At 40.9% G+C, this 22,236-nt stretch carries 27 protein-coding genes; 23 read left to right on the forward strand and 4 right to left on the reverse strand.

The window, feature by feature from the left end; genetic code table 11:
• Positions 1–130: 130 nt before the first annotated feature.
• Positions 131–1,063 (reverse strand): beta-1,6-N-acetylglucosaminyltransferase, encoded by a 933-nt coding sequence (locus HMPREF9073_RS01825; protein ID WP_009412284.1) that lies wholly within the window; start codon positions 1,061–1,063, stop codon positions 131–133.
• Positions 1,064–1,186: 123 nt separating this feature from the next.
• Here HMPREF9073_RS01825 and HMPREF9073_RS01830 point away from each other — a divergent pair, with 123 nt between their 5' ends.
• The 13 genes from HMPREF9073_RS01830 (at position 1,187) to HMPREF9073_RS01890 (ending at position 10,634) form a co-directional block, all read left to right on the forward strand.
• The gene (locus HMPREF9073_RS01830; RefSeq protein ID WP_009412285.1) at positions 1,187–2,734 is read left to right on the forward strand and encodes a phosphoethanolamine transferase; all 1,548 of its coding nucleotides are present in this window, start codon (positions 1,187–1,189) and stop codon (positions 2,732–2,734) included.
• 72 nt (positions 2,735–2,806) lie between these two features.
• On the forward strand, positions 2,807–3,610 hold the full coding sequence (locus tag HMPREF9073_RS01835) for an SDR family oxidoreductase (RefSeq protein ID WP_009412286.1): 804 nt from the start codon (positions 2,807–2,809) through the stop codon (positions 3,608–3,610).
• A 473-nt stretch (positions 3,611–4,083) separates the two neighbouring features.
• A complete protein-coding gene (gene fsa, locus HMPREF9073_RS01840) occupies positions 4,084–4,737 on the forward strand; it encodes a fructose-6-phosphate aldolase (protein WP_002682363.1) in 654 nt (217 codons plus the stop codon).
• A gap of 15 nt (positions 4,738–4,752) precedes the next feature.
• Positions 4,753–5,493 carry a hypothetical protein gene (locus tag HMPREF9073_RS01845; protein ID WP_009412288.1) on the forward strand — a complete coding sequence of 247 codons (741 nt, stop codon included), beginning with the start codon at positions 4,753–4,755 and terminating at the stop codon, positions 5,491–5,493.
• A gap of 69 nt (positions 5,494–5,562) precedes the next feature.
• Positions 5,563–6,102, forward strand: a complete 540-nt coding sequence (locus tag HMPREF9073_RS01850) for an NAD(P)H-dependent oxidoreductase (protein ID WP_009412289.1) — start codon at positions 5,563–5,565, stop codon at positions 6,100–6,102.
• Positions 6,103–6,209: 107 nt separating this feature from the next.
• Complete coding sequence (locus HMPREF9073_RS01855) at positions 6,210–6,848, forward strand: peptidase E (RefSeq protein WP_009412290.1); 639 nt, start codon at positions 6,210–6,212, stop codon at positions 6,846–6,848.
• Positions 6,849–6,856: 8 nt separating this feature from the next.
• Positions 6,857–7,405 (forward strand): SMI1/KNR4 family protein, encoded by a 549-nt coding sequence (locus HMPREF9073_RS01860; RefSeq protein WP_009412291.1) that lies wholly within the window; start codon positions 6,857–6,859, stop codon positions 7,403–7,405.
• A 6-nt stretch (positions 7,406–7,411) separates the two neighbouring features.
• Complete coding sequence (locus HMPREF9073_RS01865) at positions 7,412–8,086, forward strand: hypothetical protein (RefSeq protein WP_009412292.1); 675 nt, start codon at positions 7,412–7,414, stop codon at positions 8,084–8,086.
• Positions 8,079–8,672, forward strand: a complete 594-nt coding sequence (locus HMPREF9073_RS01870) for a zeta toxin family protein (RefSeq protein ID WP_009412293.1) — start codon at positions 8,079–8,081, stop codon at positions 8,670–8,672. The genes HMPREF9073_RS01865 and HMPREF9073_RS01870 overlap by 8 nt, the downstream gene beginning before the upstream one ends.
• Positions 8,653–8,805: a hypothetical protein gene (locus HMPREF9073_RS15835; protein ID WP_009412294.1), complete on the forward strand. Its 153-nt coding sequence runs from the start codon at positions 8,653–8,655 to the stop codon at positions 8,803–8,805. Before HMPREF9073_RS01870 ends, HMPREF9073_RS15835 begins: the two co-directional genes overlap by 20 nt.
• Before the next feature lie 42 nt (positions 8,806–8,847).
• The gene (locus HMPREF9073_RS01880) at positions 8,848–9,666 is read left to right on the forward strand and encodes a DNA alkylation repair protein (protein ID WP_009412295.1); all 819 of its coding nucleotides are present in this window, start codon (positions 8,848–8,850) and stop codon (positions 9,664–9,666) included.
• Positions 9,667–9,689: 23 nt separating this feature from the next.
• Positions 9,690–9,920 carry a bacteriocin immunity protein gene (locus HMPREF9073_RS01885; RefSeq protein WP_009412296.1) on the forward strand — a complete coding sequence of 77 codons (231 nt, stop codon included), beginning with the start codon at positions 9,690–9,692 and terminating at the stop codon, positions 9,918–9,920.
• A 9-nt stretch (positions 9,921–9,929) separates the two neighbouring features.
• Positions 9,930–10,634: a GNAT family N-acetyltransferase gene (locus HMPREF9073_RS01890; protein WP_009412297.1), complete on the forward strand. Its 705-nt coding sequence runs from the start codon at positions 9,930–9,932 to the stop codon at positions 10,632–10,634.
• Between the two features lie 146 nt (positions 10,635–10,780).
• On the opposite strand, the gene HMPREF9073_RS01895 is transcribed toward HMPREF9073_RS01890, so the two are convergent.
• Complete coding sequence (locus HMPREF9073_RS01895; protein ID WP_009750680.1) at positions 10,781–11,029, reverse strand: hypothetical protein; 249 nt, start codon at positions 11,027–11,029, stop codon at positions 10,781–10,783.
• 126 nt (positions 11,030–11,155) lie between these two features.
• On the opposite strand from HMPREF9073_RS01895, the gene HMPREF9073_RS01900 reads away from it, so the two are divergent.
• The 7 genes from HMPREF9073_RS01900 to HMPREF9073_RS01930 all read left to right on the forward strand — a co-directional run bounded on the left by HMPREF9073_RS01900 (position 11,156) and on the right by HMPREF9073_RS01930 (position 18,346).
• Positions 11,156–11,986, forward strand: a complete 831-nt coding sequence (locus tag HMPREF9073_RS01900; RefSeq protein WP_009750681.1) for a 1,4-dihydroxy-2-naphthoyl-CoA synthase — start codon at positions 11,156–11,158, stop codon at positions 11,984–11,986.
• Between the two features lie 37 nt (positions 11,987–12,023).
• Positions 12,024–12,443 carry a hypothetical protein gene (locus tag HMPREF9073_RS01905; RefSeq protein WP_009750682.1) on the forward strand — a complete coding sequence of 140 codons (420 nt, stop codon included), beginning with the start codon at positions 12,024–12,026 and terminating at the stop codon, positions 12,441–12,443.
• 184 nt (positions 12,444–12,627) lie between these two features.
• Positions 12,628–12,987 carry a hypothetical protein gene (locus HMPREF9073_RS01910; protein WP_009750683.1) on the forward strand — a complete coding sequence of 120 codons (360 nt, stop codon included), beginning with the start codon at positions 12,628–12,630 and terminating at the stop codon, positions 12,985–12,987.
• Between the two features lie 93 nt (positions 12,988–13,080).
• Positions 13,081–13,854, forward strand: coding sequence for a (Fe-S)-binding protein (locus HMPREF9073_RS01915; RefSeq protein WP_009750684.1), 774 nt, complete (start codon positions 13,081–13,083; stop codon positions 13,852–13,854).
• A 59-nt stretch (positions 13,855–13,913) separates the two neighbouring features.
• Positions 13,914–14,636: a hypothetical protein gene (locus HMPREF9073_RS01920; protein ID WP_034555136.1), complete on the forward strand. Its 723-nt coding sequence runs from the start codon at positions 13,914–13,916 to the stop codon at positions 14,634–14,636.
• Between the two features lie 12 nt (positions 14,637–14,648).
• Complete coding sequence (locus HMPREF9073_RS01925) at positions 14,649–17,135, forward strand: zinc-dependent metalloprotease (RefSeq protein ID WP_009750686.1); 2,487 nt, start codon at positions 14,649–14,651, stop codon at positions 17,133–17,135.
• Positions 17,135–18,346, forward strand: coding sequence for a Bcr/CflA family multidrug efflux MFS transporter (locus HMPREF9073_RS01930; protein WP_009750687.1), 1,212 nt, complete (start codon positions 17,135–17,137; stop codon positions 18,344–18,346). The genes HMPREF9073_RS01925 and HMPREF9073_RS01930 overlap by 1 nt, the downstream gene beginning before the upstream one ends.
• A gap of 55 nt (positions 18,347–18,401) precedes the next feature.
• Here the strand turns inward: HMPREF9073_RS01930 and HMPREF9073_RS01935 are convergent, their stop codons facing one another.
• Both HMPREF9073_RS01935 and HMPREF9073_RS01940 read right to left on the reverse strand, forming a co-directional pair.
• Positions 18,402–18,914: a hypothetical protein gene (locus HMPREF9073_RS01935; RefSeq protein WP_009750688.1), complete on the reverse strand. Its 513-nt coding sequence runs from the start codon at positions 18,912–18,914 to the stop codon at positions 18,402–18,404.
• Positions 18,915–19,055: 141 nt separating this feature from the next.
• Complete coding sequence (locus HMPREF9073_RS01940) at positions 19,056–19,490, reverse strand: hypothetical protein (protein WP_009750689.1); 435 nt, start codon at positions 19,488–19,490, stop codon at positions 19,056–19,058.
• A gap of 270 nt (positions 19,491–19,760) precedes the next feature.
• Between HMPREF9073_RS01940 and HMPREF9073_RS01945 the strand changes: the two genes are divergently transcribed.
• From HMPREF9073_RS01945 to obgE, 3 genes are read left to right on the forward strand one after another with little or no spacing between them, the layout of a single operon-like run.
• A complete protein-coding gene (locus HMPREF9073_RS01945) occupies positions 19,761–19,913 on the forward strand; it encodes a hypothetical protein (RefSeq protein ID WP_009750691.1) in 153 nt (50 codons plus the stop codon).
• A 38-nt stretch (positions 19,914–19,951) separates the two neighbouring features.
• Positions 19,952–21,076, forward strand: coding sequence for an adenylate kinase (locus tag HMPREF9073_RS15395; RefSeq protein WP_009750692.1), 1,125 nt, complete (start codon positions 19,952–19,954; stop codon positions 21,074–21,076).
• Positions 21,077–21,082: 6 nt separating this feature from the next.
• A complete protein-coding gene (gene obgE, locus HMPREF9073_RS01955) occupies positions 21,083–22,081 on the forward strand; it encodes a GTPase ObgE (RefSeq protein ID WP_009750693.1) in 999 nt (332 codons plus the stop codon).
• Positions 22,082–22,236: the final 155 nt, after the last annotated feature.

Raw genomic sequence — 22,236 nt, forward strand, 5'->3', positions numbered from 1 at the left:
GAGTTTTAGCATCTAAGTGAATAAAAAACTTAGAATTACCATCGTCTAAAGCCTTTATCATTCGGCAAAGTTGTTCAGGATTTCTATGGGCAAGTATCAGGTAATTTTTCTGCATAAACAAAGGTAAAAGTTATTTGTTGATTTCTAGTTTATCTAATCTATCTAAAATAATAGCATCTATCTCCATATCAAACTTCCGTGCAAAAAACTGCTCTTTAGCAGAGGTGAGCTTCTCAAAATCCTCTGTTAGGAAAATATTGTTTTTCCTAAAGTAATTTACATAAGTAAGCTGGTTTTTAAGAATAATCTTTCTACCCTCTTCCTTCAAATTCAACAATATTGAATGAAAATACACTTCGTCTGGAGAAGAGGTGTATTGGTAATACAATTCCAATTCTTTGCGATGTTTCTGTATATAAGAGAGTACATCGTAGAAAGTATTTTCAGAAAATGCCCAAAACTGACTACCTGCGTACTGTTGAGCAAAAGGGGCTTCTCGTTGAGGGAGCTGGCATAATTTTTTAAAGTTTTGTAAGGAAAGCCTACCTTTGAGCAAATGCCATAGTGTCCTGCCTTTTTGAAATAAAGAACTACACGAGAAAGGAGCATAACAATTGCTATCGCCTCTTGTTTCGGAGTGAAGAATATGATAGTGAGCTAACTTATCCTTTACCATTTTGGGCTTCCACTTCTGCTCTAAGGGAAGATAATCTATAAAATCACAATGAGCGTTTTCTTCTAGAAAAGCATCTAACTGAGCAATAGGTTTAATGGGGTAATCCTGCCCACTCATCAAAATAAAAAAACCTTTGCTCTGCGCTTTGGCAGCAGCTTCCATCAAGTGAATAGTAGCAAGCACAATCGAAAAATCCCCCCATATACAACGCACTCTTTCAGGTATAAATATAATATGTTCATCTTGTAACTGTGCTGTAAAAGGCTCTATAGGAGTTTTAGCATCTAAGTGAATAAAAAACTTAGAGTTACCATTATCTAAAGCCTTTATCATTCGAGTGAGTTGCTGCGGATTTTTATGGGCAAGTATCAAGTAATTTTTCTGCATATAGCAAATGTAGATTTCTTAAGAACGCGCAAATATACAAAATAATCCTATATCCCGAAGTGTAAATCCCAAATTATTATTACCTTTGCCATCGTTATGTCAATGGCTAAATGCTAATTTTTAATGAAAAAATACCTTTTTGAACTCCTCCTACTCCTTTTCTCTGTTGCCATTCCTTTTGCCTTGGATATGAACTTGGCGGTCTATGGTATGTTGGCTACTTTCTTGCTGTTCTTGGCTCTCAGGCGACTGAACTATTGGCTATTTGCCCTCGTTTTTGGTTTTGTACTTATCACCTGCGTACTCTTCTTACCTCAAATTATATGGTTTGGTCACCCCCCTGCCACAATGATTGGCGCTTTCTTTGAAACCGATTTTCAAGAGTCTAAAGAGTTTATGCAGCAATTGCCTTTCTATGCTTATGGGGTATCGGTGCTTACTTTAGTATTTGGCGGATATATTCTTTATATAGGCAAAAAGAAAACCTATCCTCGCAGCCGCAATCAAAAGTTTATTATTTTGGGAATGGCTGTAGTAGGCGTGCTTCTTACCCTCTACCGCCCTTGGGCAAAAATAAAAGAAGAAGGCAGTTTCCAATGGCAAAACACGCGTACAGCGCCTATAGCTTTCTACGCTTCTATATACCACAACGTGCAATACTACAAGCAGTTGCGCGCTGATCTCAACCAGAGTATCGAGGGCACTCCCTCGTGGCAAGTAGTGAGCGTTAACCCCAAGTACGCTAACTATGTGCTGGTAATAGGCGAGAGTGTACGCAAGGACTATATGTCGGCTTATGGATTCCCTGTAGAAAACTCCTCTTTTTTAAAATCTGCTAAGGGCACCCTTATTGATGGTTATACAGCTACTGCCCCTAACACCACCACAGCACTCTTGCGAATGTTCTTAAAGCAAAAGGACGGTGATTTCGCTTATGCCGATAATCTCATCTCTTTGGCAAAAGCTGCTGGTTTTGGCACCTATTGGATTTCTAATCAAGGGTCAGTAGGCGAGTGGGATACGCCTATTGCCAAAATAGCCTCTTTGTGCGACCACAAGGTTTTCACCAAAAAAGGCGACTATTCATCTATGAATATCTATGACAGTGCTTTACTACCTGTGCTACAACGCTTTTTAGCCGAAAAAAGAACACGTCCGCGCCTATTTGTAGTGCATATTATGGGCTCACACACGTATTTCCCCGAACGCTTAGAGCACGCTATCCACTACGATTACTACAACCGCAACTTCTCTGCCTACCTGCAAACCATTGAACAGACCGATGCGTTCTTACAAAGTGTTTACAAACTCTTAGAGGCACAACACCTCCCCTTCTCTATGCTCTACTTCGCCGATCACGGACTAATGACTAAAGATCGCTCTTCTTCATTTTTTGCCACTCTCACTCACGGCGATACGCACCCTAACAAGGCTGTCTACCGCATTCCTTTTGCTTTGCTCAACAGCGATGACAGCGAGCATAAGGTAATAAAGGTAAACAAATCGGCTTTTCATTTTCTCAAAGGCTATGCCCATTGGTTGGGGATAGAGGAACCCTCTCTTGGCGGATATGATTTCCTTTCTACTACTCCCGATACACTAAAAGTGTTCAACCAATATGAAAATGTACCTTTTGAAAGTTTAGAAGAAGATGAAGTAATTCGCAATTAACAATTTGCTAATTTGCTAATTTACTACTACCTTTGTCGCCATATTAAAACCCTAAAACCTGTTCCCTAAACAATGAACAAAACCGTTCTCATTACCGGCGCCACTTCGGGTATAGGCAAAGAAACTGCCTTGCTCCTCGCTTCCAAAGGCTTTTTGGTCTATGGTACAGCGCGCAATGTAGAAGGCAAAAACCTGCCTTTCCGTCTTTTGCCAATGGATGTGCGCAACGAAACTTCTATCAAAGAAGCGGTACAGCAAATCCTCACCGAAGTAGGTCGTATCGATATACTCATCAACAATGCAGGCGTGGGCATCACAGGAGCGGTAGAAGAACTCCCTGCCGAGCAACTACACAACGTTTTTGCTACCAATCTCTACGGCGCTATAGCAGTTATCCAGCAAGTACTCCCCACTATGCGCGCACAAGGTAGCGGACGCATCATCAACATAGCCTCTATTGCAGGTTATATGGGCTTGCCCTTCCGCGGAGCTTATTCCGCCAGCAAAGGTGCGCTTCTTTTGATGAGTGAAGCCTTGCGTATGGAAGTAAAGCAGTTTGGCATCGAGGTAACCACCATTTCCCCAGGTGATTACGCCACCGACATTGCCTCTCGCCGTTACCATACCCCCGTAAACGAAAACTCTCCGTATGCCGAAGTCTATGCCAAGCAACTCCAGCTGATGAATGAGCACGTTGATAGCGGTGGCGACCCCAAAGAAATGGCAGATAAAATACTGAAAGTCATCAATATCAAACATCCTAAAGTGCATTATAAACAAGGCAGTTTCTTACAGAAATTCTCCATTGTCCTCAAACGACTCTTACCGAGCAAGCGCTACGAGAAAATGCTGATGAAACACTACTCATTAAATTAGCAAATTAGGTAATTAGCAAATTTGCCAATTTGCAACACCCACTTTGCTAAATTTTGTTGAATTTACTTATTTATTTTTGCTTAATTATAACTTGTTTTTAGAACTATCCTCTATACAATCTCTTTTGCAGATTGTCCCCCTTCGGGGGAACGGGGGCTTATGTAAACTTTTGCAAAGTTTAAGAGTTTGCCAAAATTGATTACTAACTTTTAGAATTATATTTATATCATAATATATTCACAAGATAATTCACCTCAGGTGAAAATTCGTGAGATAATATAAAATAAAATTCGTATTCACATACCCAGCTGTGAGCCCTCGCTGGCTTTGTGGGAGACTTTTACAGCAAAGCTATCTAATTTGTCAATTTGTAACACTCTCTTTGCCAAAGTTAAATATAATTCGTTTTCTTGACCTGATAACATCACAACTTGTTAATTGTTAATTATTAATCGTTAATTATTAATTGTCTTATGAAATTTTTTATCGACACAGCGAATCTATCGCAAATTCAAGAAGCCCAAGACTTGGGCGTGTTAGACGGCGTAACCACCAATCCGTCTCTAATGGCTAAAGAAGGCATCACCGGCAAAGCCGCGATCCTCAAACATTACACCGACATCTGTACGATTGTAGAAGGCGATGTCTCTGCCGAAGTGATTGCCACTGATTTCGAAGGCATTGTGCGCGAAGGCGAAGAACTCGCTGCCCTTCACCCTCAAATCGTAGTAAAAGTACCGATGATTAAAGACGGTATCAAAGCTATTAAATACTTCACCGATAAGGGCATTCGCACCAACTGCACTCTCGTATTCTCAGCAGGTCAAGCGCTTTTGGCAGCCAAAGCAGGTGCTACTTATGTATCGCCTTTCATTGGCAGACTTGATGATATCTCTGCCGACGGACTTTCTCTCATCGAAGAAATACGCCTCATCTACGACAACTATAACTTTGAGACACAAATCCTTGCAGCCTCTGTACGCCACACAATGCACATTCTCGAATGTGCTAAAATAGGTGCTGATGTGATTACCGCACCTCTTTCGGCTATCACCGGCCTCCTCAAACATCCCCTTACCGATAGCGGCTTAGCACAGTTTTTAGCCGATGCCAAGAAATTGGGATAACAATATAAAAACATTATGCAATCAAGAGAAAACATTCAAGAACTGAACGACCATTTGCAGGCGTTCCCCAAGGCAGAAGACATTTTTGTAAAAGAGCAACCGTGGCTCAAAAATCATTTTCTGCCCCTGATGAGTATCGATTTGGCAGAAATCAACCCCGATTGGGCGGGACAAAAGGTGTATATGTTATGCCCTTTTGAGGCGAATATAGGATATATGGGGGGAAACACTACCAAATATCACAATGAATACACTGCCCCTAACTGGGTAACGTTCAAACTCACCGATGATAACAAGTTTGAGTTCTTAGGAAACGAAGGATTTTTTGAAAGAACTAAATATCATAACTGGGATTTCGATTCTAAAGAAGAGAAAGAACTTCAAGAAATGGTGGAGTCCTATGAGCAAAGCAAGAAAAACATAATAAAATACGGTACCTTAGTAGATACTAATTATCCCGAATATCAAGGCAAACCCAATAGAGTAAATTATTTGAACAATTTGGGTGGAGATATATGGAGTGGAAATTGGCAAGGCTCTATTGATGATGGTGAGTATCCAAAGGCTTTCGATATGCAATTAGAGTATGAGAGACAACCCTCTCCTGACTGGATTAAGATTTCATACCAAGGAAATCCATTTTACTTTATTGCAGATACAGCAAGTTATGATTGGTGTAAGGGGCATATAGATGGTATCATTATGCTTTACGAGCCCGTAAGCCGTATCGTGCTATTCACTTTTGATTATTCGTAAATTGATTAAGCAATTTGAATATATTAACAATTTAATTAAATCATTAATTGCCCGTGCGGCTCGTATCGAATGAAGACACTCATTATAGTAACACACCCTCATATAGAGGATTCTCTCATCAACAAACGTTGGATTGAGGAGCTCGAGAAATACCCGGAGCAATATACCATACACCAGTTGTACAAAGCATATCCCGACGAACATATCGATGTCAGGAAGGAACAACAACTGATAGAGCAGTACGACCACATTGTATTTCAGTTTCCGCTCTATTGGTTTAGCTCGCCACCTCTTTTGAAAAAATGGCAAGATGAAGTCCTTACCTATGGCTGGGCTTACGGAAGCAAAAGCGGTTATAAAGTAGGTGGCAAAAAGGTAACACTCGCCATTTCGGCAGGTATTGATGAGCGTGAATATGCGCATAACGAAAAATATAAATACACCCTTAAGGAATTGTTACATCCTTTTGAACTCACGTTCGAATACATTCACGCCGATTACCGCCCGTTTTTTGCTTATTATGGCATCGAGCTGAACAGTACAACCGAATGGATTGAGAGAAGTGTACCATTATATAGGCAGTTTTTAGAGGACTTTGCCAAACAATAGTTAGGTTACATATTTTTATAAAGTCCGACTCCTCCAGTAACAGCCCTCGCTGGCGCGAGCTTGTAGCTCGTGCCTCCACCGTCCAATAACAGCAATTATTATTACAAATGAAAAGATTATTTTTAACCTCATCGTTCAGTTCAGTAGCCAAATTGTTTGAAGATTTTGCAGGAGAACCGGTAAATGGAAAGAAAATCGTATTTATCCCAACAGCAAGTTTGGTAGAAAAAGTGCGTTTTTATGTAGATGATGATAGAAAAGCCTTTGAAAAATTAGGGCTTATCATAGAAGAATTAGAAATTTCTACCGCTACTACCGAAGATATAGCCCAAGCATTAGAGCGAAATGATTATATTTTTATCTCTGGAGGGAATACATTCTACCTAATGCAAGAACTAAAAAAGAAAGGAGCTGACAAGCTACTTATAGAACAAATTAATAATGGAAAGTTGTACATAGGCACTTCAGCAGGTTCTATCATTGCCTCTCCTACTATTGAATTTGTTAGCGATATGGACGAGACCAAAAAAGTTCCTGAACTCACTGATTATTCAGGCTTACATTTGGTAGATTTTTACTTTTTGCCTCATTATTTAAACTTTCCATATAAGGAAGCTACTCAAAAAATAGTAAACGAATATTCACCAAAAATAGATTTGCGACCTATTTCTAACAATCAAGTAATTACCGTTTTAGGTAATGAAATAAAAACACTTGAAAAACCTAAAAGAGGAACTAAGAAATAGTCTTGATTATGCCCAACATCTTATTGCAACAATTAGAAAACGCACTTCCCGCAGGAATGCAAATCCCTGAAGAACTCCGCCAACTCTATCAGTGGATAGAAGATAATGGGTATTATGAGGACAGAGACGATGGTGTACGTTACGGATATCTGTATCCTAAAAATCCTTTTAGGAATACATACCTAGATGACGTAAACGTAGATATCGATATTGCCTTTTATATGGAAGAAGAAAACTTTCGTAAAGAACTCTTAACCATTTCTTTTGGTAAGAATGCCGACGATGCTGCTCAGCGTTTTTTGCAAATAGCCGAAAATATATACAATGGTTCTATGGTAGCTTTGTGGTTGGACTACAGAGGAACAACCCAAATAGTCCGTTGTGTGAATACGGTTGAAGAGGCAGGCAACTGGGAAGTGGTAAAAAAGCAATTGAATTTCAATAAAGTATCTATTCGTGCAAAAGGAATAGATATTTTTGTACCAATGAGCTCAGAGGATAGTGGCTTAAATGATGATTTTGAAGGTTGGTATGATGCAATGATGTATGAATCGTAAAGAAAAATGAAAAATATTTTATTACAACAATTAGAAAATGTCCTCCCTGAGGGAATGCAAATCCCTGAGGAACTCCGCCAACTCTATCAGTGGATAGAGGACAATGGTTATTATGAGGACAGAGATGGCGTGCGTTATGGCTATCTATATCCACAAGATAAGCTAAGAGAGAGCTGGAAAGAAGACGAACGTGAAGGTGGTACTGATATTTCGTTTTATGTAGCAAAACCCTCAGAACGTGAAGAGCTGTTAGAGATTTCTTTCGGGAAACATAAGGAGGAAACAGCACAGCGTTTGCTTTCCTTTGCACAGAGCGGAGGAGATGGTTCGGAATGTGCCTTGTGGCTCGACGATGAAGGGCATACCCAAATCGTGCATATCGGGTCGGGTTCAGGCTCTATGATGACCTGTATATTGGTGAAAAACGCCTTGGATTTCTTGCGTCTTTTAGCCATTGGCTATGATGAAATTTGTTGGGACGAGTATTATCCACTCCCCCCTAACAGTGATAAGAACGAAATGTTCGTCCACCCCAATACACAATACCAAGAGTGGGTGCAAAATACGTTTCATACCACTATCCCCGCAATAGGATTAGAAGTGGTAACCCCTCATAGTATGGACGACGAAGCAACCGATGACCCTTTTTTAAATTGGTTTTATGAGATGACAGATGAGTAATAAGAAACACCTCTATATCATAGCAGGTTGTAATGGCGCGGGAAAAACCACTGCTTCCTTTACCATTTTGCCCGAAGTTCTCGACTGTAAAGAGTTTATCAATGCCGACGAGATCGCCAAGGGGCTATCGCCTTTCCAGCCCGAAAGCGTAGCTATGCAAGCCGGTAGAATAATGCTTGCTCGTATGGACGAACTATTGCAAAAAGGAGAAACTTTTGCCTTTGAAACTACTTTGGCTACTAAAAGCTATAAGCAAAAAATAGAATGGGCGCAAGCCAATGGCTATGAAGTTACCCTATTGTTTTTTTGGTTAGACTCACCCAATATAGCTAAAAAGCGGGTCGCCCAGCGCGTTGCTGAAGGAGGGCATAATATTCCCTTAGAAACCATTGAAAGAAGATATTATAACGGGATTGCCAATCTCTTTACTATCTATATCGATATGGTAGATATTTGTTATATATTTGATAATTCAGAGGGAGAACGTACTCCTATTGCAAAGAAATACAAAGGAGAGAAAGAAATAATTTATAATACAGACCTCTATAATCAAATGAAAAACAGCTATGAAAAAGAAAGAAGTTAAAAAAGATATATTAGAAGAGAAACTTTTAAAAGGTTTATCTCTTGCTTATGAGCGAATGATTGCCCAAAAACGCAAGAATAATCAAAAGATTGTAGTGCGCCGTGAGGGAAAAATCGTTACTATCACACCATAGAATTTGCTAATTTTCTAATTGACTAATTGACAAATTAATTTTATGACCGAAGAAATCAAAAACAGAAAAGGGGCTCAAAAGGCAGTAGATATACCTTCCGAAGTGCTTTCACTATTAAATGCGGGGCGTATAGAAACGGTAAACCTTACCGAATGGCTAGCTGTAGACCATTCTCTGCTGGTGAAATCTGTTTTTCCTGCTTTGGGGATGGATAAAAATATCATTGAAGAGTTGGTTAGCCAAATTAATCAGCAAAAGAAACCTTCTACAATGAATACGATTAGGCTCGTAGGGGCATTGTTATACGAAAAATATGCAAATACGGACCTCTATGAGCCTTTGTTTAAGCAAATCAGCACGCATTTATCCGATTCTGTGCGCTGTTATGCTTGCTATTTGGTAGCTTTGCATACCGACACCCCTTTAGAAGATAAGCTACACAATCTAAAACCTTTGGTAGCCGATAGTCATTTTGGCGTTCGTGAGATTATTTGGATGGCATTACGCCCCGAAATGAGCGAGCATTTAGATTTTTCGATTGCTTTTCTTTCTCATTGGGCAGAAAGCGAAGATGAGAATATCCGTAGATTTAGTACAGAAGCCTTGCGCCCACGCGGTGTTTGGTGCGCTCATATAGAAGCCTTGAAAGAAAAGCCTGAACTGTATTTGCCTATATTAGACAAATTGAAGTCCGATAAAGCAAAGTATGTGCAAGATAGTGTAGGGAACTGGCTGAATGATGCCAGCAAAACCCGCCCCGATTTTGTAACAGCCCTTTGTGAGCGTTGGGAACGCGAAAGTCCTACCAAGGAAACCAAGTATATTGTAAAAAAGGCACTGAGAACCCTTGCCTCTAAATAGTATAAAAACTTATTTTTTACCTAATGACCCGAGAAGAACTCATACAATTAGGGAATCAAATCATAGAAGAAGACGATGACGATCGCCAAGAGGAGCTAATGGAGCGCTTCGATCGCAATGTACCTCACCCCGAGGGCAGTTCGCTATTCTTCTATCCCGAAAATTATAACGCCCGCACTATGGATATTTCCTCCTACGACCCCACTGTCGAGGAAGTAGTAGACAAATGCTTGGCGTATCAACCGATTATCTAAAAATATACAATGAACACAAACCAGTACAATCAACCCATAGGGGAGGCATTACCTAATTTTTCAGTAGGAGAAACCCCTCATATAACCCTTTTAGAGGGAAATTATTGTCTGTTGGAACCTCTTTCGGTAGCCAAACATTTAGACGATTTGAGTGATTTCTATTTGGAAGCCAATGCCGTAATGCCCGATTGGACTTATTTATCCATAGCTCCTGCAAAGAACAAAGAGGAGTTACACGCTTTACTCACCAAGCAGGAAGCCTCTACCGACCCTTATTTCCTGACGATTGTAGATAAGCAAACGCGAAAAGCAGTAGGTACGCTCGCTCTAATGCGTATAGACCCTAAAAACAGAGTGATAGAAGTGGGGTGGGTGAACTATTCGCCGGCTTTGCAGCGTACGCGTATGGCTACAGAGGCGCAGTATTTGTTGGCAAAATATGTGTTTGAAGTCCTTCAATACAGGCGTTACGAATGGAAGTGTGACAGCCTTAATGCACCTTCGCGTCGTGCTGCGGAGCGCTTGGGCTTTGTATATGAGGGTACATTTAGGCAGGCAGTGGTTTACAAAGGGCGTTCGCGCGACACCGCTTGGTTTGCTATGATAGATAAGGAATGGGAAGCTAACAAACGCGCCCTTGAGCAATGGCTCTCTCCTGAGAATTTCGACTCACAGGGTAAGCAACAGAAGTCTTTGAAAGGGTTTAAGATATAATTTTTCAGGTGAATTTTGAATTTTGAATTGGGCACAAACTGTAAGCTCACGCCAGCGGAGGGTCGCTACACTTTGTCAAAGTCCTAAAACTTTAACAAAGTCTATGAATCTGATAATCAATCACTTTTTCATCATCAAAACTACAGCTATTCATTATTTATATCTTTAAAAAGTTCTCTAACATCAGTATATCCCTTCATAAGGTGTCCCTTTTCCTTTACTTCCATAAAAGCAGCGTGCGTTTCTTCATTAGGAATCGCTGTTTCAATGGGATAAGTCTTCTTCCCCACTTTTTTCTTTAAAAGAACGGTTTTTACCTTGAACTTCTCAAACAAACCTAAAAAAATAGGATAATCGGCTTCATTAATCGTTGCTTGTAATACAATTGAGTTCATAATACTTCTTATTTTTGGACAAAGGTACAAAATAATTGACAATCTACAAATTGGCTAATTGACAAATTATTACTACCTTTGCCCCCTAAATAATTTTTCACTTTTCATTTTTCACTTTTCACTTATATGAATTGGATAACCGTAAAAGAATACGAAGATATTACGTATAAAAAATGCGATGGCGTAGCGCGTATCGCCTTCAATCGTCCTGAAGTACGCAACGCTTTTCGCCCTAAAACCACTTCTGAACTCCTCGATGCCTTCAAAGATGCTTATGAAGACATCAACATAGGCGCCGTATTACTCTCTGCCGAAGGACCTTCACCTAAAGATGGCGTATGGAGTTTTTGCAGTGGTGGCGACCAAAAAGCACGTGGTCATCAGGGGTATGTAGACGACGATGGTTACCACCGCCTCAACATCCTCGAAGTGCAACGCCTTATTCGCTTTATGCCCAAGGTGGTGATAGCAGTAGTACCCGGTTGGGCAGTGGGTGGCGGACACTCATTGCACGTAGTGTGCGACCTTACCCTCGCGAGCAAAGAACACGCAATCTTCAAACAAACCGATGCCGATGTAACCAGTTTTGATGCCGGTTATGGGTCGGCTTATCTCGCCAAAATGGTCGGACAGAAGAAAGCCCGCGAAATCTTCTTCTTAGGGCGCAATTATTCAGCGCAAGAGGCTTTCGAGATGGGAATGGTAAATGCCGTAGTCCCTCACGACGAGCTCGAAGTCACCGCTTTTGAGTGGGCGCAAGAGATAATGGCTAAATCGCCTACTTCTATCAAAATGCTGAAATTCGCTATGAACCTCACCGATGACGGTATGGTAGGGCAACAAGTATTCGCTGGTGAAGCCACCCGTTTAGCGTATATGACCGATGAAGCCAAAGAAGGACGCGATGCCTTCCTCGAAAAGCGTAAACCTAACTTCGAAAAAAAATGGATTCCTTAACAATTTGCTAATTTGCTAATTTGCTAATTCAAATATTATGACTGAAAAATTCACCCTAAAAGAAGATGCTCAAGGCAATAAAAATCCCATATTGCCCGAGGGAGTGAAAAACTACCTCATCGATATTGATGGTACCGTAGGCGAGGACATCCCTAACGAAGAACCCGAGCGTATGGCAACTGCCGAAGTATTCCCCGATGCCTTAGCACAAGTAAACAAATGGTATGACGAAGGTCACGTGATTTACTTTTTCACCTCACGTACCGAAGCACACCGCGAAGTTACCGAGCAATGGCTGAAAAAGCACGGCTTTAAGTATCACGGGATTATCTTTGGCAAACCTCGTGGAGGCAACTATCATTGGATAGACAATCACATCGTAAAAGCCACTCGCTACAAAGGCAAATTCACCGATTTTGTCCTCAAAGAAGAAACCGTAGAAGTGTTTAACGATTAGTTCGCTAGCGCGAGCTTGTAGCTTTAGCTGGCGCGAGTTTGTAACTCCTCTTAGCTGGCGCGAGCTTGTAGCTCGTGCCTATTCTGTCCGACTTGTCTGACTTGTCTGACTCGTCCTATAAATCTCTAATAACCTTAGCTAGCGCGAGCTTGTAGCTCGTGCCAAATCAACAAATTATTTTAAAATGAAAGAAACCGTTAAAAACAAGATTAAAAAATGGTTACTTGGAATTGATCGTCAAGAAACCTTACCTAATGATATTGTCGCACTGAATTTCAACATCTCCGAACCTTACGAATTGGAACTTATAGGCTCTTCTTGGTATGATGATGAAGACCCCGATTGGGCTTGCGATGATGATTTTGTGCCCGATGACTGCTTTTTACCTTTAGAAGAAATCCCTGAAGAAGTACATTGGGAACAAGCCCTCTCGATGATTACCGAAATCCTTAAAGAAATAGTAGCCGAAAACAGTATCAAACTTTTTAACGTACAACATATAGCCGTAGGTTTTGTAGATGGCGATTTAGAAATCGTAAAATAACCTACAGCATTTTGCTGGCGCGAGCTTTGTAGCTCGTGCCAAATTACCAAATTTGCTAATTTCCGAATTTGCTAATTTTCAAATTAGATTATTATGATTCCAACAATGGCAGAACTCTCAGCTCGTGGCGAAACCCCCGAAGTACTCTTCTGGGTAGGCTGTGCTGGTAGTTTTGACGACAGAGCTAAACGCATCATCAGAGCCTTTGCCCACCTCTTGCAAAAAGCAGGGGTGCGCTTTGCCGTACTCGGCACCGAAGAGAGTTGCACTGGCGACCCTGCCAAGCGCGCAGGCAACGAGTTCCTCTTCCAAATGCAGGCAATGATGAATATCGAGGTGCTCAACAACTATCAGGTAACCAAAATAGTAACCACCTGTCCGCACTGTTTCAACACTATCAAAAACGAATACCCTGCGCTGGGCGGGAATTACGAAGTAATGCACCACACTGAGTTACTCAAAACCCTTATTGATGAGGGCAGACTCACTATAGAAAGTGGCACCTTCAAAGGCAAGCGCATCACTTTTCACGACCCCTGCTACCTTGGCAGAGCCAACAAAGTGTACAACGCCCCCCGCGAACTGCTCACCTCCTTAGAAGCCGATTTGGTAGAGATGAAAAAGTGCAAAGCCCGCGCAATGTGTTGTGGAGCAGGAGGCGCACAGCTCTTCAAAGAATCGGAAAAAGGAGATAAAGAAATCAATGTATTGCGCACCGAGCAAGCCCTCGACGTGCGTCCCGATATCATCGCCACCGCTTGTCCGTTTTGCAATACGATGATGACCGATGGCGTAAAAACCAAAGAAAAAGAAGCCCAAATAAAAGTCTATGATGTAGCAGAATTGCTAATGATGAATGACGAATGAGGTATGTTAAACGCCCTCTAAAACGCAATCTATTTTTGTCTGACTATAATATCAAAAAAATGAAATATTTTCTAACCTTTTTTCTATGTACTTGTTGTGCTTTTAGCCTCAAAGCTCAAAAAGACCCTAAAGTTTTTGAAAAGGTGATAAAAGCCCTTTCTATACCTAAATCAAAAATAGATACCGACTTATACAACGAGAGAATATTGCCTTATGACAATAATACAATGGTAATGGTCTTCCCCGTCAAAAATGGAACTGAAGACGATGGTTGGATTGATGCTTACATCGTTCTTTTCAATATAAAAGAACAAAAAATAAGCTGTTTTTATAAAGGTTTAAGTGAATGGGTCTCCGATGCTTTTGTAATAAATGGCATTGCTATTGATACCGCAAAGTTTATCCTTTCAGAAGGTGAACGCGCTTTTGGTATTCGTGTGTTTACTCATAACCAAAGCCGACCTAACCCTGCTGGTGAAGAATATTTTAGTTTATTTCTGCCGAAAGGAAAAACACTCAAAAAGGTATTGAACAATTACATACTTAGTGCTTCAAGAGGTGACTTTAATTACTGCGAAGGCTATGAATACATATTTGATTCTATGTTCATAATGGAAACCGAAAAAACTAATGGCTATTTCAATATCAAAAATAGAGTTACCTTTACAACAAAAGTTAGTGATAGCGACTGTAAGGATGAAATCTCTGAAAAACGAGTAGAAATAAAATACCTAAAGTACAACGGAAAGGAATACGAAGGTGAAGAAATAAAATTAGATTGATTTTATAAAGATATGAAGAAATATATATTATATACACTACTATTGGGAATGAGCTCCTATGTTTTCGCTCAGCAAACCCCCACAGTGAAAGACACTATTACCAAAGCGGCAACCAAAACCGATACTACTGAAAAACCTGAAAAGACTCCTGAGCAAAAGCGCGCCGAAGAGTACGCTAAACTCATCAAAAAAAAGGGTATAGAGCGCAACGGACTCTTTACGATTCGCAAAATTGAAGAGAAATGGTACTTTGAAGTCCCCGATTCCCTCCTCAATCGCTATTTGCTATGCGTAACGCGACTCAAAGCGGCTCCTCATAACTTCGGACTCTATGCAGGCGAAAAAGTGAATGAACAAACCGTCTATTTCGAGCAGAAAGGCGATAAAACACTCCTCTTGCGCTCTTTCCTCAATCTGCAAGAAGCCGGTACCGACGATAATATCTCGGTAGCAGTAGCCAATTCGAGTGCCAACCCTGTGGTAGCATCGTTCACCGTTATCGGGCGCAACCCCAAAACCAAAGCACAACTCATCGACATCACCGATTTCTTCAAGCAAGACAACAGCGTTACCTCTTTTTCATTGAATGCAAAAACCCAAATGAAAATAGGCGCTATCGCTACCGATCGTTCTTTTGTAGACGATATACGTCCTTATCCTATCAACGTAGAGGTCAATACTCTCAAAACGTTCAACGCTTCACCCAGTACCATTCCGTCGGCAAACAAGGTGGGGGCTATTACCTTAGAACTGAATATCTCTATGGTGCTCCTGCCAAAAACACCTATGCAAAAACGTCTCTTCGACCCTTGTGTGGGCTTTTTCGCTACCCGATACATCAAGTTCAGCGACCAGCAACAACGCACCGAAACTGAATATTATATCCACCGTTTCCGCTTAGAACCTCGCAAAGAAGACGTCAAAAAATATCTTAGCGGTCAGTTGGTACGCCCCAAAAAGCAAATCGTGTTCTATATCGACCCTGCTACGCCTAAACAATGGCAAAAATACCTCATTTTAGGTGTAAACGATTGGAATGTAGCTTTCGAACAAGCGGGATTCAAAGAGGCTATTGTCGCAAAACCTTGGCCTAACGACCCTTCTATGAGCTTAGAAGATGCCCGCTTCAACGTAATTCGCTACCTCCCTTCCGAAAAAAGTAACGCCTACGGTCCTAACATCGCCGACCCTCGCAGTGGTGAAATTATAGAATGCCACGTGGGCTGGTATCACAACGTGATGAAACTCCTCAATCAGTGGTATATGATTCAGGTAGTTGCTGTCGATAAACGCTCTCGTACTATGGAGTTCAACGAGGAACTAATGGGCGACCTCGTGCGCTTTGTCTCCTCTCACGAAATAGGTCACTGCTTAGGTTTGCGCCACAATATGGGCGCCAGCAGTCAAACGCCTGTCGAAAAGCTCCGCGACAAAAAATGGGTTGAAGCCAATGGTCATACCGCTTCTATTATGGACTATGCGCGTTTTAACTATGTGGCACAGCCCGGAGACAATATCAGTAGCAAAGGACTCTATCCGCGCATAGGTATCTACGACAAATGGGCAATTGAATGGGGATATCGCTATTACGGCAAGAAATACAAAGACGAGTATGCTGAACAAGAGGCGCTTGCGGAAATGGTTACCCAAAAACTCAAAGCCAATCCGCGATTGTGGTTCGGAGGGGAAGGCAAAGATGAAGACCCTCGTGCACAAACTGAAGACCTTTCGGATAACGTGATGAAAGCCAATACTTACGGATTGAAAAATCTCCGCTATATCGTGCAACATCTCCCTGAATGGACAAAGCAAAACAACGATAAATACGAATACCTCAACGAAATGCAAACCGCTGCCTATATGCAGTATTTCCGCTATTTGAAGCACGTGCTCAAACACATTGGCAATAGATATGTGGGCATCATCGGTGAGAAAGAAGTCTATAAAGAAGTACCCAAAGAGAAGGTAAAAGAAGCTATTAACTATTTAGATAAAGAACTTTTTGAAGCGCCTTTGTGGTTATATCCTCAGGAAATAGTAGAAAAAACAGGAGCAACCCCCGATAAGAACATCATCAGTATGCAAAACCTTACCCTGAGTGTACTTTTAGGAGAGCAAACCCTCTACAACCTTTATAACCAATCGCTCACCTCCAAAAATCCTTATCCGCTAAACGAATATCTGCAAGATGTATTCAAAGCAGTATGGAAACCCCTCAACAACCCCGATGCGCGCCAAAACACTTATCGCCGTGGTATCGAACGCTTGTACCTCTCTCAAATCGATAGGCTCATCAATGCGCCTGCCGACGCTAAAAACAGCAAAGCTGCGAGCATACAGCAAGTATCCGATGTGCGTCTCTTTGCCTTGCAACATTTAGATATGATTGAGGCTTTCGCCAAACAAGCTCTTGCCAAAGAACCTGCTTCATCTATTAACCATCTACACTACCAAGAAATTATAAAGGAAATAGAACGTATTAAAGACCCTAAAAAATAGTGTTAGAACCTGAAGAACTCAAAGACTCAAAACCCGACCTACTGTTTATCCTCATTATGGGACTCCTATCGATGCTCACCCCGCTGGCTATCGATATGTACCTCCCTGCTTTTGTGAAGATTGCTAATGATTTGAACGTATCCGAAGAGATGATTTCTCAAACCTTAGCGCTCTTTACTCTTGGTTTTGCTTTTGGGCAACTCTTTTGGGGACCTCTATCCGATAGTTATGGGCGCAAACCTATCATTCTCATCGGGATTATCACCTCAGCATTGGTGTCATTAGTGATTACGCAAATTCACCATATCCATCATTTTTATATACTGCGCTTTGTGCAAGGCTTTTTTGGAGCATCGCCGGCGGTAGTTACGGGTGCGCTCTTGCGCGACCTTTTCGCCAAAAATGAGTTTGCCCGCCAAATGTCGATGATTATGATTGTCACGATGATTGCCCCTCTCATCGCCCCCGTACTGGGCGGTCACCTCACCGACTGGTTTCATTGGCATATCATCTTCTACGTGCTGATGGTTTTAGGACTCTTGGCGGCGCTCTTAGTGAGTTATAAAATCCCAGAAACGCTTCCTAAACTCAAGCGCGCACCTTTGAAAATAGGCAACACCTTGCGCATTTACGGCAAGCTCCTCAGCAACAAAAAGGTATTGGGGTATATTTTCTGCAATTCGCTTTCCTATTCAGGAATGTTTTGCTTTATCACCACGGGCTCTATTGTGTACACCAAACTCTTTGGGGTAGCCCCTCAACACTTTGGATATTTTTTCCTTCTCAATGTAATTGTAATGATGACGGCAACCTCGCTCAACGGCAAATGCGTCACCAGAATAGGTGTAGAAAAATCCTTGCGGTTAGGGCTTACTATCCAACTCATTGCAGGAGCGTGGCTGGTGATATGCGGTATTTTCCATTTGGGATTATGGGCTACCGTAGCAGGAGTTTCAATGTTTGTAGGTTTAGTATCGGTAGTGTCCAGCAGTGCCAATGCCGCCATTTTGGATATGTACCCCGAAGTAGCAGGTACCGCCAATTCACTCACAGGGATGTTGCGTTTTGGTATCGGTTCGGTAGTAGGAGCAGTGCTCTCGCTTTTCGCCATCACCTCTGAGCGCCCAATGGTATTTGCAATGGCAATATGCATAGGAGTAGGCGCCCTCAGCTACTTGTTGTTAGTCGCCCGTCGCACCATTAGCAAATAACTATACCGTTTCTCTGCCTCTCTAAGTCTCTCCAAAACAAAAATTTTATAGTTCATCATAGCTCGATATTTACCTTATATCTATCATCAATCAGTATAAAATTAGTGTTGTGTTTCTTTGCAAGGGCCAAAAACTGTGCATTATCATCTAAAACACTTTCCATTGTACACCAATCATCATCTAAACGCTTTTCTATGGCATTTGCATATTTCTTTATATCATCAAAGTGGGTTTTAATATAGTTTTCACTCATTACAAGACAATAACATTTAATATCCTCGAGATATTTTTTTGTAAAATCTTTCTCCCAGTCAAAAGGAATATATACTCCTTCAATGATAAGATTTTGTTTGTTTTCTATGACTGTTTTAATCATTTCACGAATAATAGGCCACATATAATCTGTAAGTGCTTTATCATTTTCTAAGGTAAGTTTAGTATAACCACTGCGAATTAATCCCATTTTTAAGTGATCTATTGATAGATATGGGTATTTATATTTTTCTAATAGTTTTTGAGCTAAAAAAGTCTTACCTGTGTGTGAAGCTCCAGTAATTATAACAATCATTTTTAATAGTCAAAAAGAAATAGTTTGTGAATTTATCAAACGAAAATTGAGATCTTATAATATTAAATAATTCATACAAATTTTCATTATAATGTTTTATTTCCCCTACCAAGTGATCAAAGTTTTTTATTCCTCGTTGTGCTACAACTTATTGTCATTATAGGACGTTAGCCAAATATTCGGGTCTGTATGAAAATTTTGGTTTTTATCAACTTCAACATAATTAACTTCTCCCGTATTTGCATTGACCCAAATGCCCGTACAATTAAAAATACCGATTTTATGAATATATGTTACCGTTGAAAATATATAATAATCATCATAAACATAGTATAATGGGTGTCCTTTTGCCGATTTAAGTTTTATCTTATCTTGATTTTTGGCAGCATAACCTAAATGTATTTGGTAAGCTTCTTCTAACTTTATATTTTTCGTAGCTTCCCACGCTTGAAATTCTTGCGAATACTGATTGTAAGGTATCGCTTTATTTTTATCTATTTGCGTTGTAAGGCTCTTGTAGTTTTTGCAACCCAACAAAAGCAATGCTAATACTAAATATTTGATATGATTCTTCATTATGATGTTATTTCATTTTCTTTATAAAAAAAGATATAGGTGATAACTCAGATTATAGCGACAAAATTAGTAAAAATATATTTAACAGTATGAGAGATGTATGATAATTCTTTATTAAAGAAAATTGACAAAAGCTAACAGACACCTATTTTATTGCTGATAAGATTTATCGGTGAAATTGCTGTCCCTACAATTATTAGGCACAATTATTGTGCATTTATTAAAAATGATTACCTTTGCACTTTCTTTCAATAATTTAAATAGTTTGTTATGGACTCAGCCGTACAATACATAAAAGATTTTCAAGGCAATGATATATTAGCTGTCCTCCCTATTGAAGAGTATCGCTTCTTGCGTGAAAGAGCTATTGAGGATGAGGAAGAAGAAATTCCTAAAGCACACAAACACATCTCAAATCTATAACAACTAACATCCTAACGACTAAACATAACACCTAAACGATGGAACTGATTAAAATACACGATAAAACCTTTGAGCCCTACGTCTCAGCCGAGCAGCTCAACCAAATTGCCGAACGTATGGCAAGCGAGGTCTATCAAGACCTACAAGAGTCGTGTCCCGTATTCATTGCCGTGCTCAACGGCTCTTTTATGTTTGCCGCCGATTTTGTAAGACACTACAAAGGCGAATGTGAAATATCTTTCGTGAAAATGGCGTCTTATGAGGGCACCCAGTCCACTGGCAAAATACACCAACTCATCGGACTTTCTACCCCTGTAGAAGGTCGCGATGTAGTAATTTTGGAGGATATTATCGACACTGGTAATACCTTAGAAGAAATTTACCGACTGTTTGAAAACCAAAAGGTAAAATCTTTCCGCATCGCTACCCTTTTCTTCAAACCCGATGCCTATAAAAAAGACCTCAAAATAGACTATGTTGGCAAACCTATCCCTAACCGCTTTATCGTAGGATACGGCTTAGATTTCGATGAGATAGGGCGCAACCTACCCCAAGTATATCAATTAAACACTTCATTAACGATGACAAATTTAGTACTTTTCGGCAAACCAGGGGCTGGCAAAGGCACCCAAGCCGCATTCTTGAAAGACAAATACAACTTAGTACACATCTCTACCGGAGATATTTTCCGCTATAATATTAAAAACCAAACAAAACTTGGCAAACTCGCCCAATCGTATATGGATAAAGGCGACCTCGTACCCGATGAAGTAACCATACAAATGCTACAAGAGGAAGTTGAAAAGAACCCTAATGCCGAAGGTTTTATTTTCGACGGATTCCCTCGTACCATCGCACAAGCCGAAGCACTCGACACTTTCTTAACTTCTAAAGGAATGCGCATTCACGGCACCCTCGCCTTAGAAGCTGATGACGAGGTGCTCATCAAACGATTGTTGGAACGCGGTAAAGTGAGCGGTCGCACCGATGACCAAGACGAAGAAAAAATTCGCAACCGTTTTACCGAATACAACGAAAAAACTGCCCCCCTTATCGCTTTCTATCAAGTACAAGGCAAATACCACCCTATCAATGGTATTGGTACTATCGAAGAAATTACCACCCGCCTCTCCGACACTATCGATAAACTCAAAGCTGAATAATCTACAATGACCGAAGGCAATTTCACCGACTACGTAAAGATATACGCCGCCTCTGGCAAAGGAGGCGCCGGCTCTATGCACCTACACCGCGAAAAATTCGTACCCAAAGGAGGTCCTGATGGAGGCGATGGCGGTCGCGGAGGGCATATCATCTTGCGTGGCAATAAACACCTTTGGACACTCATACACTTCAAGTTCCAACAGCACTTCCGCGCCGAACACGGTGAAGCAGGAGGTGCTAATCGCAGTTTTGGTGCCGACGGTAAAGATATCACTTTAGAAGTCCCCTTAGGAACCATTGTTAAAGATGCTGAAACCGAAGAAGTACTCTTTGAAATTACTGAAGACGGACAAGAGGTCATCGCTTTGCGCGGTGGCAAAGGTGGATTAGGTAACTGGCATTTCCGCACAGCTACTAACCAAACCCCACGCTACGCCCAGCCAGGTCTCCCTGGTGAAGAACGCGAGTTGCTTTTAGAGTTAAAAGTATTAGCTGATGTAGGTTTTGTAGGCTTCCCCAATGCGGGCAAATCTACATTGCTATCGGTAATTACTTCTGCTAAGCCAAAAATAGGTGACTATCCATTCACAACCCTCAAACCCAACTTAGGTATTGTGCAAAACCGCGATTACCAATCGTTTGTAGTAGCCGATATCCCTGGGATTATAGAGGGTGCTGCCGAGGGCAAAGGTTTAGGGCATTACTTCTTGCGACATATAGAGCGCAACTCGGTATTGTTATTCCTCATTCCTGCCGATAGCCCCGATATAGTAGCCGAATACCATATCCTACTCAACGAACTCAAAGAATACAACCCTGAACTATTAGATAAAGACCGCCTCATAGCCATTTCAAAAGCAGATATGCTCGACGACGAGCTCACTGAAGCCATTCGTCAAGAAGTAGCCGCAGGAGTGGGCAATACACCTTTCTTGTTCATCTCATCAGTAGCAGGCAAAGGCATCCAACAACTCAAAGACAAACTTTGGGAAATGATACAATAATTATTTTGTACCTTTACCATTAAATAAAAAAGTTTTTTATGGAAACACTTGTATTAGCAGAACGAGAAAAGGAAGCTCTGTTATGGTCGTAGAATGGTCTGAACAAACTAAAATAAAAAACTGAGGCTGTCCAAAAAGTTTAGTTTAAACTTTTA

Origin of the sequence: Capnocytophaga sp. oral taxon 326 str. F0382 (assembly GCF_000318295.1) — a bacterium.
Lineage (GTDB): Bacteria > Bacteroidota > Bacteroidia > Flavobacteriales > Flavobacteriaceae > Capnocytophaga > Capnocytophaga periodontitidis.

Bases quoted from the DNA above. Each gene is read 5' to 3' on its own strand.
- HMPREF9073_RS01825 (WP_009412284.1), bottom strand. From the start codon at position 1,063: ATGCAGAAAAATTACTTGATACTTGCCCATAAAAATCCGCAGCAACTC.
- HMPREF9073_RS01830 (WP_009412285.1), top strand. From the start codon at position 1,187: ATGAAAAAATACCTTTTTGAACTCCTCCTACTCCTTTTCTCTGTTGCC.
- HMPREF9073_RS01835 (WP_009412286.1), top strand. From the start codon at position 2,807: ATGAACAAAACCGTTCTCATTACCGGCGCCACTTCGGGTATAGGCAAA.
- fsa (WP_002682363.1), top strand. From the start codon at position 4,084: ATGAAATTTTTTATCGACACAGCGAATCTATCGCAAATTCAAGAAGCC.
- HMPREF9073_RS01845 (WP_009412288.1), top strand. From the start codon at position 4,753: ATGCAATCAAGAGAAAACATTCAAGAACTGAACGACCATTTGCAGGCG.
- HMPREF9073_RS01850 (WP_009412289.1), top strand. From the start codon at position 5,563: ATGAAGACACTCATTATAGTAACACACCCTCATATAGAGGATTCTCTC.
- HMPREF9073_RS01855 (WP_009412290.1), top strand. From the start codon at position 6,210: ATGAAAAGATTATTTTTAACCTCATCGTTCAGTTCAGTAGCCAAATTG.
- HMPREF9073_RS01860 (WP_009412291.1), top strand. From the start codon at position 6,857: ATGCCCAACATCTTATTGCAACAATTAGAAAACGCACTTCCCGCAGGA.
- HMPREF9073_RS01865 (WP_009412292.1), top strand. From the start codon at position 7,412: ATGAAAAATATTTTATTACAACAATTAGAAAATGTCCTCCCTGAGGGA.
- HMPREF9073_RS01870 (WP_009412293.1), top strand. From the start codon at position 8,079: ATGAGTAATAAGAAACACCTCTATATCATAGCAGGTTGTAATGGCGCG.
- HMPREF9073_RS15835 (WP_009412294.1), top strand. From the start codon at position 8,653: ATGAAAAAGAAAGAAGTTAAAAAAGATATATTAGAAGAGAAACTTTTA.
- HMPREF9073_RS01880 (WP_009412295.1), top strand. From the start codon at position 8,848: ATGACCGAAGAAATCAAAAACAGAAAAGGGGCTCAAAAGGCAGTAGAT.
- HMPREF9073_RS01885 (WP_009412296.1), top strand. From the start codon at position 9,690: ATGACCCGAGAAGAACTCATACAATTAGGGAATCAAATCATAGAAGAA.
- HMPREF9073_RS01890 (WP_009412297.1), top strand. From the start codon at position 9,930: ATGAACACAAACCAGTACAATCAACCCATAGGGGAGGCATTACCTAAT.
- HMPREF9073_RS01895 (WP_009750680.1), bottom strand. From the start codon at position 11,029: ATGAACTCAATTGTATTACAAGCAACGATTAATGAAGCCGATTATCCT.
- HMPREF9073_RS01900 (WP_009750681.1), top strand. From the start codon at position 11,156: ATGAATTGGATAACCGTAAAAGAATACGAAGATATTACGTATAAAAAA.
- HMPREF9073_RS01905 (WP_009750682.1), top strand. From the start codon at position 12,024: ATGACTGAAAAATTCACCCTAAAAGAAGATGCTCAAGGCAATAAAAAT.
- HMPREF9073_RS01910 (WP_009750683.1), top strand. From the start codon at position 12,628: ATGAAAGAAACCGTTAAAAACAAGATTAAAAAATGGTTACTTGGAATT.
- HMPREF9073_RS01915 (WP_009750684.1), top strand. From the start codon at position 13,081: ATGATTCCAACAATGGCAGAACTCTCAGCTCGTGGCGAAACCCCCGAA.
- HMPREF9073_RS01920 (WP_034555136.1), top strand. From the start codon at position 13,914: ATGAAATATTTTCTAACCTTTTTTCTATGTACTTGTTGTGCTTTTAGC.
- HMPREF9073_RS01925 (WP_009750686.1), top strand. From the start codon at position 14,649: ATGAAGAAATATATATTATATACACTACTATTGGGAATGAGCTCCTAT.
- HMPREF9073_RS01935 (WP_009750688.1), bottom strand. From the start codon at position 18,914: ATGATTGTTATAATTACTGGAGCTTCACACACAGGTAAGACTTTTTTA.
- HMPREF9073_RS01940 (WP_009750689.1), bottom strand. From the start codon at position 19,490: ATGAAGAATCATATCAAATATTTAGTATTAGCATTGCTTTTGTTGGGT.
- HMPREF9073_RS01945 (WP_009750691.1), top strand. From the start codon at position 19,761: ATGGACTCAGCCGTACAATACATAAAAGATTTTCAAGGCAATGATATA.
- HMPREF9073_RS15395 (WP_009750692.1), top strand. From the start codon at position 19,952: ATGGAACTGATTAAAATACACGATAAAACCTTTGAGCCCTACGTCTCA.
- obgE (WP_009750693.1), top strand. From the start codon at position 21,083: ATGACCGAAGGCAATTTCACCGACTACGTAAAGATATACGCCGCCTCT.